This is a genomic window from Nostoc sp. MS1, assembly GCF_019976755.1.
In the GTDB taxonomy this organism is placed as follows: domain Bacteria; phylum Cyanobacteriota; class Cyanobacteriia; order Cyanobacteriales; family Nostocaceae; genus Trichormus.
Window position 1 is genome coordinate 5,094,831 of the sequence record NZ_AP023441.1, and the last position, 15,980, is coordinate 5,110,810.

At 39.0% G+C, this 15,980-nt stretch carries 12 protein-coding genes; all 12 read right to left on the bottom strand.

What is annotated here, in order from left to right; genetic code table 11:
• Positions 1-181: 181 nt before the first annotated feature.
• Positions 182-913: a DUF502 domain-containing protein gene (locus tag NSMS1_RS22095; RefSeq protein WP_224086874.1), complete on the bottom strand. Its 732-nt coding sequence runs from the start codon at positions 911-913 to the stop codon at positions 182-184.
• A gap of 405 nt (positions 914-1,318) precedes the next feature.
• The gene (locus NSMS1_RS22100) at positions 1,319-2,215 is read right to left on the bottom strand and encodes a glycosyltransferase family 2 protein (RefSeq protein WP_224086875.1); all 897 of its coding nucleotides are present in this window, start codon (positions 2,213-2,215) and stop codon (positions 1,319-1,321) included.
• 187 nt (positions 2,216-2,402) lie between these two features.
• On the bottom strand, positions 2,403-3,245 hold the full coding sequence (locus NSMS1_RS22105) for an HpsJ family protein (RefSeq protein ID WP_224086876.1): 843 nt from the start codon (positions 3,243-3,245) through the stop codon (positions 2,403-2,405).
• A gap of 245 nt (positions 3,246-3,490) precedes the next feature.
• The gene (locus NSMS1_RS22110) at positions 3,491-4,150 is read right to left on the bottom strand and encodes a TIGR04282 family arsenosugar biosynthesis glycosyltransferase (RefSeq protein ID WP_411908643.1); all 660 of its coding nucleotides are present in this window, start codon (positions 4,148-4,150) and stop codon (positions 3,491-3,493) included.
• A 159-nt stretch (positions 4,151-4,309) separates the two neighbouring features.
• Complete coding sequence (locus NSMS1_RS22115; RefSeq protein WP_224086877.1) at positions 4,310-4,879, bottom strand: Tfp pilus assembly protein FimT/FimU; 570 nt, start codon at positions 4,877-4,879, stop codon at positions 4,310-4,312.
• Between the two features lie 8 nt (positions 4,880-4,887).
• Entirely contained in the window at positions 4,888-5,883 is a 996-nt protein-coding gene (locus NSMS1_RS22120; protein WP_224086878.1) for a glycosyltransferase, read from the bottom strand.
• Positions 5,876-6,898 carry a hormogonium polysaccharide biosynthesis glycosyltransferase HpsE gene (hpsE, locus tag NSMS1_RS22125; protein ID WP_224086879.1) on the bottom strand — a complete coding sequence of 341 codons (1,023 nt, stop codon included), beginning with the start codon at positions 6,896-6,898 and terminating at the stop codon, positions 5,876-5,878. The genes NSMS1_RS22120 and hpsE (NSMS1_RS22125) overlap by 8 nt, the downstream gene beginning before the upstream one ends.
• A complete protein-coding gene (gene hpsE, locus NSMS1_RS22130) occupies positions 6,895-7,869 on the bottom strand; it encodes a hormogonium polysaccharide biosynthesis glycosyltransferase HpsE (protein WP_224086880.1) in 975 nt (324 codons plus the stop codon). Before hpsE (NSMS1_RS22130) ends, hpsE (NSMS1_RS22125) begins: the two co-directional genes overlap by 4 nt.
• Positions 7,870-8,122: 253 nt before the next feature.
• On the bottom strand, positions 8,123-8,848 hold the full coding sequence (locus NSMS1_RS22135; protein ID WP_224086881.1) for a prepilin-type N-terminal cleavage/methylation domain-containing protein: 726 nt from the start codon (positions 8,846-8,848) through the stop codon (positions 8,123-8,125).
• Between the two features lie 41 nt (positions 8,849-8,889).
• On the bottom strand, positions 8,890-9,933 hold the full coding sequence (hpsC, locus tag NSMS1_RS22140) for a hormogonium polysaccharide secretion pseudopilin HpsC (RefSeq protein WP_224086882.1): 1,044 nt from the start codon (positions 9,931-9,933) through the stop codon (positions 8,890-8,892).
• 59 nt (positions 9,934-9,992) lie between these two features.
• Positions 9,993-10,715 carry a hormogonium polysaccharide secretion pseudopilin HpsB gene (hpsB, locus tag NSMS1_RS22145; protein ID WP_224086883.1) on the bottom strand — a complete coding sequence of 241 codons (723 nt, stop codon included), beginning with the start codon at positions 10,713-10,715 and terminating at the stop codon, positions 9,993-9,995.
• Positions 10,716-10,903: 188 nt separating this feature from the next.
• Positions 10,904-15,484 (bottom strand): hormogonium polysaccharide biosynthesis protein HpsA, encoded by a 4,581-nt coding sequence (hpsA, locus tag NSMS1_RS22150; protein ID WP_224086884.1) that lies wholly within the window; start codon positions 15,482-15,484, stop codon positions 10,904-10,906.
• Positions 15,485-15,980: the final 496 nt, after the last annotated feature.

Sequence of the window (15,980 nt, forward strand, 5' to 3'; positions counted from 1 at the left end):
AGTAAAGATGGGGGAAGATGAGGAAGTGGGGGGAGTAGGGGGAGATGAATTTATAGATACATAAGTCTTGGTAACTAAGAAATATTCTTGTTTTTTCTCATCTCCCACCCTGTGGATACTCTGTGAGAACGCTTACGCGAACTTCAGAGAGGCTAAATTCCTTTCATCTCCCTCATCCTCCTCATCTCCCCCTACTCCTGCCTTCTTGAACTAACTCAAGGGGTAGCAATGGGGTATTAGGTGCTACAATTCCACCGGAAACTATAACCTTGAAGGCATCTTCTACAGACATCGAAAGGTTAACTACTTCGTCTTCTGGGACTACGGCGTACCAGCCTGTGGTTGGGTTTGGTGTGGTAGGAATAAATACACTTAACATCGGTCGTGGCATTTGGGACTGAATTTCAGTACTCATCACACCTGTAACGAAGGCGATCGCCCAAATTCCTCGACGGGGATATTCTACTAAGATGACCCTGCGAAACTTACCATTGGAATCTTTGAGTAGTGTTTCCAAAAGCTGCTTCAAAGTTTTATACACCTGTCCAGCCAAGGGAATTGCTTGCAATAATCGTTCCCCAAAGTCCAACAACCAACGCCCAGCAATATTCCGAGCCATCAACCCAATTACTAAGATGCTTAGTAGTGGTACAGCTAGCCCCACCGCTAAATTCAATATATTTACTAAGATGGGATGTAGTCCATCAAATGGGTTTAGTTGTTTAGGAACTTGGGTCAGAAAGTCAATCACCCAACTCGCAATAGTAATCGTTAACCAGATAGTGGTTGCTAGGGGAATTACTACTAACAACCCTGCAATCAGGTCGTTTTTTAAGTCCTGCTTTAAGCGGTCTATTCCCAAGCCTCTATTCTCTTTTTTTAGGATAGTGGAACTTTCGTTATTGGTACTCATTCCAGTAAATTTGTCTAATAGCCCAGTTATTTTTTGCAATATTTGCTACTGCAAGTTTCAGCGTTACTATTAAGTATGAGAACTGTAGCTAGAAATTTAGCTAGCATTTAGCTGGCAATAGGTTTTCCTACCACAGTCTATACAGTTACATTCCAAATAAAACAAAAGCCAGTTTGTCTGTGAAGACTTTACTTTTCTTTGTACAAATTGTAAATGATCGTTGCAAATCCTTAGTTATTACAATCCTATCGTTTTCTGTTAAAAGCTGCTATGTCCATAAAAATAAGTCCAGTACATTGATAATAACGACTGAACCAAGTGCTTTTTATGAAATGGAATGTTATAAATTTTAACTTATGGTGCGTGGGCTTAAGAATTATGCTAATTTCGATGACAGTAAAGTTACTAGCTGCTAGACCCTAACCCCTCTTTTTGAGCTTCTTGGCTGCTCTGTGTACTCAAATCTATTGGTGCATCTAAACTTGGGGTAGGTAAATACTTCATTTCCCAGGCTTTCAACAAAATTAGGTACTCATAAAAAGCCTGTAATGTACACCATGCCAGTCCTGCACGCCCATCTAGACAACCACCTAACAGGAAGTACATATACAAAAAACGTAACAAAGGTCTGGCGGGTAGTCTTAAAGACAAGTCTTTTAAAGCACGTCGCCTAGCAACTTCCGAATTACCTAAGAATAAATCACGCCACTCAACTTTGCCGTTCTCTAACTGGTATAAAGTTTCCTTTGCTTCATCAGTAGAATAACGGTTATGTTTTTCTATCCAACGGCTCAACCCTTTACTGCAAGTGTAGTGAGGATAGGTTTCCTTTAAAAAGCTGGTAGCGCCCTCGCACACTTCTCGTTCCGTATGCCCATAATCAGTGAACCACACCTTTCCGTGACGGAACAGACGCATCTGATAACGGGGATATTGAGTGCTGTAACGAATCCAGCGATTCATAAACATGACACGTTCCGCCACATAGTAACCTATGTATTCAGAACTTTTTAATGCTTGTTCGCACTCAGCAAACAATTCTGGAGTCATCCTTTCATCAGCTTCGAGGATGTATACCCATTCATGTTTCGGGGGAATGGATTCTAACATCCAAGTACGTTGACGACCATGACTTTCAAAGGCGTGCTGCACAACACGAATAGGATAGCGACTGGCAATTTCTACAGTGCGATCGCTACTACATGAATCGACAACGATAATATCATCCGATAACGTCGCGGATTCTATACAAGCTGCAATATCTAATTCTTCGTTATAAGTCAGTATATAAATAGAAAACATTGCCAAGTTTTAAAGTAATTTTTTTAATAGTCATTAGTCATGAGTCCATAGTCCAAAGTTATTTTCCCCTACTCCCCCTACTCCCTCATCTCCCTTGTCTCCTTCTTCTCCCCCATCTGCGATTGAGGGCTAAGAGTGTCATGTCAAAAATTACTCTCTAGCCCCCATAGTCAAACGAATCAATGAATTAACGTGCTGGCACTTTACCTTTACGTCCACCACCTTGTAAAGCACCTGAACTTCTAAGTCCTGACCAACCGATAATGATGTAACCAATGGACAATATTAAGCTACTGATCCCAATTCGGAGTCCTGATTTCCAAGCATTGTCTTTAGCTTGTTTGGCTGCGTCTTCCTTACCTTGACGGATTTGGTTTAATCTTTGATTGGCGAGTCCTTGAGGATCTGTTTGCTGGGCGATAAACTGATCCAATTCTTGCGGATTAGCTTTAAACTTCTTGAGTAATTCTTTCTGTTGTGCTGGTACTTGAGGATTATTTAACGCTTGTTGATATCTTTGGTCATCTTTCAACAGTTCAGTAAACTGATTTCTAGCTTGGGCGCGTAATTGCTCTAATTGAGCTTTTCCTTGCTCAGTGTTGGCTTGGGCTTGGAATTGTGCTAACTGATTTTTAAGTTGATTTTCTGCCTGTTCTGCTTGTTGATTGATTTGGTTTACAGCTTGGGTACTAGCTTGTCGGACATTATTGAGATGTAAGGGGAAAATTAGTAAGAACATTAACCCCAAAATGCTAGAGAGTATTAAAACAGGAACTCTTAAATCAATGCCCTTGGTAGCCCCATCACTAGCACTGTCTATCCAGTACCCAGTGAATAATGCTCCTAGCCCCACCAAAGGCACAATCCCTCGGTCAACTAATGCTGTTGCTAGATTGATTTGCCATAGCCTATCTGTGGGTTGAAACGGCAACAACAAAATCAAGAAATCTAATAAGAACGAGACAATTAAGACTATCCCCACAACTTTGAGGATGAGGGAGGAATTTACAGAGGCAAAGCGATTAACCATAGTTTTTTAAATGTGTACTGGATTTAGATTGAGTGATGATCCTATCTAAAGTTACTTGAATATTGTTACCCTATCGCTAGTTGTTATATGAATCTACCCATATTTTGGAGATCAAATGCAATGCTGTTATGTGACAAATTTTTTGTTCTTGAGTTTCAAGCTACACTACGGTAGCATTGCTGGGCTGAATTTCACCAGTATTACTTCGGTATTTTGTAATACATCGATAACTCGGTTTATATTTGCTACCTCATCTTAACTTCTGTTTCCCAAACTTGCTGCCAAATCGGTAAATCCTCTGGTCTGTCCACATCAGCTAACTCTGGTAGATAATGATATGAGAGGTTGAGTTTGTTCGCAATCTCCACAGTTTGGTGTAATACTTGCGAACTTCCCCAGTCGATATTGACAAATAATTCTGGAATGAAGCAACGCAACCCTATTAAGTAATAGCCACCATCAATTGCTGGGCCAATTACCAAATCAACTGTATGTATTTGCTTAAAAGCTTGGGTAAGGATCTGACAATTCAATCCAGGGCAATCAGTGCCGATAATAACTACTTGTGTTGCTTGTGCTTGAAAGGCATTATATAGCGATCGCGTCATCCGCAAACCCAAATCCCCATCACCTTGAGGCTGGTAAACTAAATCTGTACCCAACCAATCTTGCATTAGTTGCACATCACCGCCTGCAAACCGCACCTCTGAAGATACGTTAATTACCTTTTGCAGTTCTTTAACCTGAGATATTGTATGTTCAGTCATTTGGCATTGCAGGTTTGCAGCACCAATAGCACCCAAAGCTCGTATTAATCTAGTCTTTGTCTTCCCTGGTTCTGGGTAGCGACTAAAAATAATTAGGTGCTGTGAAAAAATTTCTAATGATTGCAGCACATCATACATTGTTTAAGGTTATGTTCGTTTAAACACTTATACTACCGTAAAAGTAGTAGTGGCGTGGCAAGGCTAAGATGTTGCATTAGCTAACCACAGAAGCACGGAGGGTTAATTAGTTGCTACATTTTAGCTGTGTCAATCTAGTAGGCTAGCGCACCCCAAATTTTAGTAACAATAGTCTCCATCACTATTAGCTCTGGTACGCTCTTGCGCTGTCCGCATTGCTCCTAAAATTGTGGAAACAAAGACGCAACGCTTAATTCTACTGCGAGACTTGCTAGACAATGTAATTCTACCTAGAGGTGGTTGTTTTACACTGCCTAAATGGTCAAATTGAATACGCCTCACACCGTTTGATTGCTGTAACGTCGTTTCTGCATCAAGGTTCACGCGAGAATCAAGATTATTCCAATCATTAACAGTGGGACTAACAGTAGCCGGATGAACAGCCCATTGAACTATACCATTCTGTTCCCGAAAACTAGCTTGCCAAGTCAATTTCTCTTTACTTGCTTGGCTTTGGGCTTGTCTAATAGCATTATATACCTGGCTTTGAGCCTGATTAAGACGTTGATTATCTACAAAAACTAACCAGTTAGGTAGTGCTAAAGTTGCTAGTATACCGATGAATAAAACGGTCACTAAAACTTCTGGCAATGTGAAGCCATCAACAAACCGAATATTCTGGCAAGATTTCCGAGCAAGAAAATATAACAGATGCACCTGTCGAGGCATTTTGAGATTCAGATTCTATTATCTACTATTGCAGAAAACCTTTTTTTAGGTTTTTCTACTTTCATTATAGATAAAAGGCTAGTAGATATAAAAGTAGGAAATACAAGGATTACTAAAATTTTCAATAATAATTTGATAAAGAAACTTTTCTGCTTTAATCTATGATTATCATTGATAAAATATTTACATAAAAACTTGAATGCTACAATGCCCTTTTCTTTGTCGCAAGGCTCTTGTAAAGCTTTACAGGTTAGGTACTTATATATATTTGCCTTGCTTAAATTTAAAGTACTTTTACTTTTTGCTGGTCTACGTTGAAATGAGTTTTCCAGAACTTGTAAACAATATTTTTCTTGCCTAGTTAAGTTCGTAGATAAAGATTTGGAACTAACTCGATATAAAATTTGTACTTTGGGTACAGCTACAAAGGAATATTTAGCAGCTAATCTTAACCACATATCCCAATCTTGAGCGGCTTTGAGGGATTCATCAAAACCACCCAACTCCATTAATAATTCTCTAGCTATTAAAGGATTGGAACCATTCTCTAAAAAATTATTTATTAATAACTTTTCATAAACATCTCCATTAACAGATACACGTCTACCTGATACTATGAAATTACCTTCCTCATCAATATAATCAGTCCAGCTATAGGCGACATGAGTATCTGAGTTTTTTTGTAGTGCTTCTAATTGAGACTCTAGTTTATCCGGTGTCCACATATCATCAGCATCTAAGAAACTAACATAGTTTCCTACTGCAAGATTTAATCCACGATTCCGGCTAACATTACCTCCAGCATTATCGAAGGAGAATATTTTCAGTCGTCGATCTTGAATTTCACTAATAACATTTAAGGTTGAGTCCTGTGAGCCGTCATTAATTATAATTAACTCAAAATCAGAAAATGTTTGTTGTAAAACTGAGTTAATTGTTTCTTTTATAGTCTTTTCGCAATTATATGCTGGGATAACTACAGAAATTTCTGGTGAATTATTCATTATTTACTTTCATGTTTTTATTGGTTAAGTTATGGAAATAAAATACTAATGAGTATAAGGGACTCAAAATGCTTCCTAAATAAAAATTAACTTCAACAAGTGCAATTATATCTGTGTTTAAATTATTTTTATACTTGATGATATGCTGGAGTATCCTCCGCAGATTACCTAAAGTTGTTTTTAGTAAAATTACTGGTACTTGCCATTTTTTAGCATTAATCAGTCTGAGTTGGAAAATACATAAGCCACAACCACGAGCAATTTTGAGTAAGTAATTTCTCTCTAAGCGCCAGTGAGGAATTTTGTGATAAATTTCCATTTTGGGGTTATACCAAATTTCCCAACTTGATTTGTGTAGGTGTAGTAGAACTTCTATATCTTCTCCTCCTACCATTGATTTTCCAACTCTTCCTACAAAAAACATCTGCTTAGGTAAACTTTTTAGCCAAGCTTGTTTACGAATAACAAGTCCTGCACTGGGGGGTAGTCTTAAATTATCAGCATCGAATATATATGCTTTTTGACCATGTTCTCTGATGGCTAAAAAAGCCTGAATTTTGTCAAAATTATCTGGTGGTTTTACTTCAAAATCACCATGTATTTGCCCACTCCATGCACCTGCTTGAGAATGTTCCTCACTAAAATTATATGAATGTAAAACCCAGTCAGGTGCTGGTAAGTTATCATCATCTAAAAAACCAACAAATTCACTCCTAGCCTCATTTACAGCTTTGAGTCGAGCAAATGCTGATCCTTGTTGTGTTTCCAAAAAGTACTTCAACTCACATTGAGTAAATTTTGCTTGGTAATCTTTCACTACTTCTGGTGTGCGATCGCTGCTATTATTATCGATAACAATCACTTCCCAGCTTAGGTGTTCTATACCAGTTTGTGCCAAAAGCTTATCTAAAACTTCTGGTAATCGTTCTGCACCATTCCATGTAGGGATAGCGACAGTAAAATCGATTGTTTCGGCTATATTATTTGCTTCTTTTTGGTTAAATAAACTTATCATAATTGTTGATTATTTTTACTCAAATATCCATTTTTCCAAAGATAGAAAGGACTAATTAAGCTGCTAAATATGAGTTCTGTTTCACAAAGTATTACTAAATCTGTTTTTATCTTGTTTCCATACTTAAGTATTTGGAATAAAATTCTCTTACTATCATTTACAAGATAAGCAACGAATATAAAAGGTTTGTAATAGGGTTTTACGTTTGTCATTCTAGTAACATAGCGACTTAATCCAATACCTCTAAAGAATGGGATTAAATACTCTTTCTTTAATCTGGAGCTTGGAATTTTATGATAAATTTCCATTTCGGGGTTATACCAAACTTCCCAGCCGGACTTTTGGATATGACATAACATTTCTAAATCTTCCCCAGTGAGCATATTCCCAGTAACTCTACCAGTTAATATAGGCTGGTCTGGGACAGATTGTAACCAAGCTTCGCGGCGAATAACTAGTCCAGCAGAGGGAGGAAGCAGTTTTTTCCTTGGATCGTAAAATAGAGGTTTATTTCCGCGTTCTGTAATTGCTAGAAAGGGGCTGATACGCTCAAAGTTTTCTGGCGGCTCAACTTCCCAATCTGGGTGTATTTGACTACCATAAGCACCAGCTTGGGGATACTTTTGAGCGAAAGCATAAGCTGCTGCTACCCAGGTTGGTATAGGGTAGTTATCATCATCTAAAAAACCTATCAATTTACCTGAAGCTACTTCAACACCCTTTTTTCTGGCGTAAGCAGCACCTTGCTTATATTCAAAGTTATATTTTAAAGGGTAAGCACATTGCCAGTTTTCTTGGTATTGCTGCACCACTTGGGCTGTGCTATCTGTACTGTTATTATCGACAACAATTATTTCCCAAGAAATATTTTCGATGTTGACTTGATTTTGTAGCCTTTCTAATAGTTCGGGCAAGCGAATCGCACCGTTATAAGTCGGAATAACTACTGTAAAGTCAATCAGTTCTATCATATTTTTAAAAGGATTAAATTACTAATAATTGGGTTAAGAAGTAAAATATTTAATTTAATCAAACCAATTTGAAAAATGATTACGACAGATGGATTGCTCGAAAGCTCAAAAGTAACCCATCTTACAACCTAAAATGGTATTAGGTATTTAATTAATATAGCAAAATACCTAAATTAAGTTTTGTTGACAGGTATTAAATGCAAAAAATTGTTTTACAAAAAATACTGAAATATAAGATATTAAATTTCATAATTTAGCTACATGCGTTGTTTTGTGCTGTTTGAATTGAACCTAAAAGAGTTCTAATAATAACGCATCGCCTTACCCCACTTGGAGATGTACCGTTACTACCTACAGGTAAAGCTAAAACAACTCTCAGCCCCGTTGGTTCTGTAGAACCTGATGGTATTGTACCAAAGTTAGCATTGGGTAAAGTAGCCATGTAGTCAAAAGTAATTTTTGTTGGGTCTGTTAAACTAAAAGATATAGAAGAACCAGCAGTATTTTCACTGCTGAGATTTGCGCCAAGTAGTAATTGTTTGGAATTGATCGAAGTGACTCCTGCGTTTTCTCCTAAAGATTTCCAATCAGTATTGGAAATGTCCGAAAAACTTCTAACAGTTCCATCAGGTTTGAGCGTGGGGTAAATGACAAATTGTATCGGTTGATTCGCACTAGTTTTGCGAAAACTGACACTATAGCGAGTTTTATTTCTTTGGGCTTGTCTCTGAGTTTCTTGAATAGCTGTAATAACAGCATCATTGGCTTTATTTAGCTGCTGTCTGTTGACGAAAGCAAACCAGTTAGGGGCTAATATTGCAGCTAAAATACCTATCATCATTACCACAGCCAGCATTTCCACTAGGCTATAGCCAGCATTTAACTGGCTGTACCTTAACAAATCACTTCTTTTGGCTAAGTGTTGTTGATTAATAAAATTCTTGCTAATGTACAATAACTTCAAGCTAATTTTTTTCATATCGCTTTTGATTGAGTAACTCGCAATTGTTTTTTTTAGATTTACTTGGTAAATAATATACCCCGCCCTTGAACGGTGATACTCGCAGTTGGGAAGTAAGCCCTATTTGTATCTTGGTAACTCAAGTTATTGCTTTGTAGGCGTGCTAGAGCATTACCTCTAATAAATACCTGTGCTGTTGTATCAGCTCTATCAATACAGGCATAAAAGCTGGTCATGCTAAACGTAGTGCGAGTATTGAAATTGGTCGTATTTGGTGCAACTAATGTTGTGCCAGTAGGACAAGCTACTTTTACTGGTGCGTTTGTTGTAGTTTGATCTATATAGTATAGAAGTGTTATGGGAGTGTTAGAGTAATTAACCGTATTTACTACATCTTGCCCACCAGCATTTTTTGTTGTGTATTGACTCAGCCTCTTCCAAGCATTCATTTTTTCTTCTAAAGTGCCTGTCCCATCTAAATTAAATGGAGCAAAACCGGCATCTGGACAATAATCAATACTGTTAACACTGACATATTTTCCTGTATATCCAGGGCAGTCTGCACCAGTACTAGCAGATGTAGGTACACCATCCCTAATTTGCCATCTGGCAATACGAGCAGCATTAGATGGACTGATGGTATTAGTGTTGGTATCTTTGATTAGATAGTAGGCAACCAGTGAATAAACATAGGTATCATCTCTTTGATTAGTGGCGATCGGAATTACTTGGTTAACTAATTCCCGCTTCCAAAAGACTAACACAGGCACTCTATCTGTAGAGTTGGAAAAGGGCAAGCCTAAGCCTGAAGGATTGGTTGTGTTAATTGCATTGACTCCAGCAGAATCGTAAATATAGACTGCTTGTTGTAAGTCACGAGCAATGTAATCAAGAGCAGCTTGGATTTCTTGTTCTGTAGTAGCTTTAGCTTGTTCCTGTGTGTCTGTACTCATGATGGTGAGCATGATGCCTAGTAAGGGTGTGATTACTAAGAAGGCGATAAGCAGAGCTACTAACAACTCAATGAGGGTAAAACCGCTAGATTGCTCTTGATGGGAAAGTTTCAGTTGGCTAGTGAGTAGGAATCTTAGTATCCTTTTCATGTCTGTTTTTCTCTCAAGTGATATAGATACACATTTGTCAGACAATGGAATTTTGGCTACTAACTACAACCTTTATTGGTTGCAACACCAAGACGCTGACATAAATCATTAAAAGTGGTGCTAGTGTTACCAATGTCGGTTGTCATTTCTAGTAAAGGAGATTGCCGATCGCCTAAACCGCCAGTGTAGGGATTTTGTGTTTTCTTACTACTTTGTCCGGTGCTGGCAGTTCGAGGTCGAGTAAAATCAACATCAGCCCTGTAAACTCGAATAGCCAAGCGATAGCCATCATTATCTGAACTTCCTGTAACACCCATTCGTGCTGCTTGAATGTAATATTCAAATGACTTTTGTGTACAATCTGCGGTGGTAATAGTCCCAGACCTTGTAAAGCAATATAAGCCAGTGGCAGATGTAGGGACTGGCATTTCATCAGTAGTTGAGTTCTCAACTAAATAATCCTTTGGTTTTCCGGTGACACTTGTTGGGACTGTAACAGTGGCAATCCGTCTGGCATTAGTGTCAGTCGAAGCATCAATGTTAATTGTTTGACTTGGTGCAGCGATCGCACCAGACCTGATACCATCAATGAAAGTTTTGGCAGCTTGTGCTGCTAGTTCCACCCTTCTGGCCTGTACACGAGTAGCTGTTGATATGACAAGTACAGGAGTGATCGCCGCTAATAAAATAGCAGCGACAAGTAAGGCCACTAGAGATTCAACGATAGTAAAACCGGAATCACCACAAAAAGTTTTTTGTTGTTGCTTTTTAGGTTTGATCATTGCTCATCACCAACTTGGAAAATTTACAGCGTTTCTCGGTTAGAAGCTAAGGTCTATTTTTAAACTACCTATTATGTGATTAAAGATTTTTAGATTCCCCTCTTTTTTAAGTGGGTTAGGGGGGATTACCAGACTTTGAAAATACATCTAGAGTGATGTGTTTATCTAGATGAAAAGTGCTGTAATTCTTAAGAGCAAGAACCACGTTGATCTGCATCTATGGCGTTAGTATCGTCTGCTGCTTTTTTGGCACACAACAAAATTTTCACCCAAGGATCATCTCTACCAACTTCTCTGAAGAACTCATCAGGCAAATCATCGGGAATTGTTACCAACTTTTGGGCAAGCAGGTCAGGTGATTGAGATAGCAACGCCACATCATAACCCCATTGCCTTAAAGGCGGTAAGTAGTATGGAAGTTTACCGCTACTGTTCTGGATTTGATAGAGATTGTCGGAAAGCCCAGCAATAAATGGTGCAGTGGCATAAGCACTACGTTTGACTTGGTAAAAAGCGCCGCTTATTCTGAGAGCAGATGTAGTGGCATCAGCGTCCCAGTTTTCGATAAGACGTATAAAATTGTGTAGACCACCATTATCCTCAGCAGCGCGAGTTGGGCTAGTTGTTTTAGGAGATGCACCAGGAGTATCCCCAACGGCAGCAATTACATTAACAGTGGTTGTTGTCGCTCTTTGTAGCCAGTTTCCTGGTTTTGCAGTTTTGATATCATCGTTATCTACTTGCCCAATAGTTCCAAATGGTTGATTGTATTGGTAAATTGGTTGAAACACGAGATTATTATTAGTATCACTTCTTGAATTTCCTTCAAACCAAGGAATGAAATATGGATTTCCGCTATTATCTACTGCATCCACTGGTACACTTGTACTTGTGGTTGTTAACGGCCAGCTGAACTCTGCAACCTTCCCACTACTATCAACACCATAAACTTTTAATGGAGTGGTTATTTGACCAATATTAGTACCACTGAGACTACGTACAAAGGCAATTCTCGATGGTCGATTGACTAAGTTAGCGTTAGGATTATTACAAGTTGTTGGTTGGCCAACTACTCCGGTTTTAATTGATGTTATTGGTTGACCAATAATGTCTGCCGTACCATCGTTCTTTACGTCTCGCCAAACATTTTGACCTATTGCTTGTGTTGGGCAGGCGTTTTTAATTGTCCAGTTTCTTGGTTCAGTGCATGGATCTTGATAACAAACTTCTAATACTAGCTGTTTGGCTCTAACTTTTCGCACAATTGGTGTGACGAAGTTATTAAGATAAGAACTACCCTGGAACCCTGTTGTTGCCGTATTACCATCAATATCTGGAACTAAATCTCTTGGTAAAGCAAGACTGCTGCTGGTGTCGTGCCAATTGGTAATCGGTACGTAAGAATTGACACTGGAGAAAATAGTGGCATAGCTTGCTGGGCGTGTAGAAGTATCAAGCTGCCAATCGTAGTCTCCTTCATTGCGGAAGCCAAATCTAAAGTTATTGGAAAGTACCGTTAAAGAATCTGCCAAGACAGCAGCAGACCGCCATTGATCACCAGTTGAACAAGAAGGTAATCGAGGATCACCCGGACGACAAGCAAAGTTAGAATCTAATGTTGTACGAGTGTAGAAATTGTCCCAATTATCAGTTAGTGCTGTGGTGAACTCTTGTTTAGTATGCAGATTAAAATCACCATCAATATAAGCTGGCAAATTGGTAGCTAAAATCAGCCCCTTTTCTGCATCTCGATAAGTATTGCTTGCAGCACGGGCAATAGCTTGACCGTTGACAAGCATAATGGCATTGGGACGACGAGTTGGATCAAGTTTGTAGTCTACGGTACTTTCTTGCTTTTGGCTCTCAGTTGGAGAATTGATATTTGCTACTGGTGTGGCACTCAAATCTTGTAGTGCATCATCACGAGTAGCATAAATAATACCACTATTAGGTAGTAAGTACTCCTGGGCTGGTGTGGTTCCGCCGATTGTTTTTCTGCGGAGTTTATCAATATCTAAGACTGTGGCACGAATTTCTAAAGGTCTTCTATCTTGCTTGGAAAGATCGTAATTTCTGCTTCCGGTCGTTGCGTCATTTGCTTGAACCTGTCTGCCGTCTAGAAACGCAACTTCATAAATAGAGCCATGATCGATGGCACTATTTGTAGGAGTGGTCAGAGTACCATCGAAGATTGCCAAGCCACAAATTGCTGCATCAATAGCAGACCTTTCCGAGAGAGTACGTTTACTAGTATCGCTGGCTTTGTCTAAAGCTCTTTTAAGTAGTCCATCATCAATTAAACGTCCATTAGGATATTTTAAATCTGCCAGATAACTAAGGACGCTGCTATAAGAGCTTTCAGTTTTAGTTGTGGGAAAATCATAAACTATACCGTTATTGGAGCGAGCTTTAGCTGCATCAAAAGTTGCGCCTGGATCAGCAGGAGGATTCCAAGGTAATGCTGATAAATTACGCGCTGTATTTTGATCTGTTGGATCATAGTAGCTACTAACGCAGGCTATGGGCGTGGGGCTAGTTTGGCTGTAACTAGTAGATTTATAGTGATACACCACTGTCGCCCGCATCCGCAGATATGGTTGAGCGGCTGGTGGTTGGAGTATTTGATAGGTAAGGTCTAAACCATAATCCTTGTAAGGCTTCTGTGGTGAAGTAACTTGTGTTGAATCAAGAACTTTAGTAGTAGTATTTATTCGCGGCATTGCCAACAAGTCAGACCAAATTTGCCTATTAGTAAGCGAAGTATATGTTGTTGAACTTAAGTTACTAGGAGTGACAGAATCAGGCAAATAAATTCCTGCTCCAGTTACTACTCGCAGACCACCTACGGGGTCTTGTGGGCTATTTGGTATTTGGGCTGCTGCTAATTCCCAGTCTGCATCTCGGTCTGTACTACCCAAATCTTTTAATGTTTCTACACGAGTGCGGCGAGTGCGAGTTCCATCGCCATTATCCCATTTAAAGTCATTAATAGATTGGGTATCATCGGCATTTGGCCCGACAAATGCGTTCTTAGTGTTATTCCACCAAAGTTGCGGTAGGTTATTACCAATTAAAACGCGATCGCCAAAATAACCTTCTACTTCTTGCAATTGTTTTACGAGCTTAACTGGTTCAGTTGCAGCAGGGAAGAGCTTGTCACTACCATTTGTATTTAAACTCAAGCCGGCATAGCCAGTTGCGTCTTTACCATCGGCAGGATCGAAAGGATACATCCAAAAGTTGGGGGGACGTAAAGTATTGCCACTACCTTGTAATACTTCACCCTCCTTAGAACCACCAACTTTGTAATCACCTAAAGCATCACCATCAAAGCCAACTTCTACATAAGGTACTTTGCGGGTACGTCTTTTAAAGTAAAGTTCAAGCTGCTTGAAGCGTAAACTGGCTTTCTCAACAGTCGTTAAATCGGTTAACGTTCGGCCTTGCTTGGTGACGACATCTCGCATCCCATCGGTAACTTCTGACGGGTCAGCGCTTCCGTCAGGATTAGCCGCTATCTGGGCAGTAACTAAACGGTTGATGCGTTGTGTGTAAGCCAGACTATTGTAGGCAATATTTGTGGGAGTATCGTTAACTGACTTATTGTTAGTTGACCCATCTTTGACAGCGACATTAGAAACAGCAGTTGATTTACCTTTGTACAAATCAACCTTTGTGTTATTAACATCAACACTACCTGTCATAGGACCAGAGGCAAGATTTCCCCCAATCACTATTTTGGCGTTATCAGGGTCGTAGAAACACGATGCTCTAGCGCTAACTTGATATAGCGTGATAGATTTATTGCCTGATGAGCCAATCAAAAAGTTACTATTGGTGAAAATGCGTCCATTTAACCTGAAATCAGGACCCGGCGATAATCCTAAATCATCTTCATAAACAACCGCGTTGTTCACCAAGGGTAATTGTACGCGGTCTTGCTGAAGTTCCATAGCCGAGAAGCCTTGATTACCGCTCTTACGCTCATAGTTAGTATCTGTCGGTTGTGAGGTAATGGGAACACTAGCGGTATAAACAAAAAAGGCTTTTTTCAACTTGGTTCCATTTCTAAACCAACCTGTGTTACCTACTAAGGCAGCACTTGTATTTTGACCAGATCCGCAACTGCTACCGATACTATTAACAGTCATGGGCGGAGTTCTCGCCTCTAGGGCGTTTCTGGCACGAGTATATTGTCCATTAGTAACAGGTGGATTTTTAAAGTAAATTCCATAAAGGGCATAAGTATCAAACTTACCGTTGTTATCGGTATCTATAGGGTACATCCAAGCTGTTCTGAGTTCGTTTGAATTTTGAGTTACTTTTAATTGAGTTTCGTCACCAAACGTATACTCATTGATATTTGTTGTCAAAGTGTTGTACAAAGCATCGTCTGTTGGCGTAGCGCGTGGTAGCCTTGGGTCTTGAAATAGTTTATTTATTTTCGCTCTAGCGCGGTCAAGCGCAGGAGCCGCAGCATTCAACGCCGCTTCATTTACTCTGACATTACTAGCATTTTTAGCCCGATCAAAAGACCGAAATAGAATTGCTGTAGTGAGTAAGACAACTACTAGGGCTACCATTGCTACTGTTGGTAACACAAATCCAGCATTTGTTGTACCGCGTCGATTTTTAGTGACAAATAAAGTTCGCAATATGGAGTTTATTTGCCTTTTGAATGCCAATAAAGGATTATGTTTAAATAATTTTTTTCTCAATAATTTGGATACTTTTCTAATTGTCTTGACTAGATGGCGTTTCCTGGTCATAGCTGCTTTCCTGTCAAGTTATTTGCTACAAATTTATCTTTTTATGCAATTGACAATTATGCCCATAGAATCAATCTAAAGGCATAACCAAATTTCTATTTACTTCACAAAACTCTGTTTTGCTAACTCCGAATTATTGGATTGTTTACTTTATATCATTGTTCAACTATTAAGTTTTTTCGGAAAATACGGAAATTTTGAGAAATCTTTATTCTCTGAGGAAATAAGGATAGCTTCACATTTATTTCATACAAATCAATTGCATAGGTAGTTTGCTTCATGAAGATATGGCTATTTAAGTAAACTTATAGTACCCGCCTATGCCATGAAAGATGTCAATTCAATAAGGTTGAATTTTTAATTATTTAAAGAGTTAAACTTATTCAACATACCAAGCTAACTCGTTATTTTGTAAGTATTGCCCACCCTACAAATACTTTACCCTGCTGATAAATAAACAAATCCTCGACTTCATCAAAAAGTCGAGGATCTCATA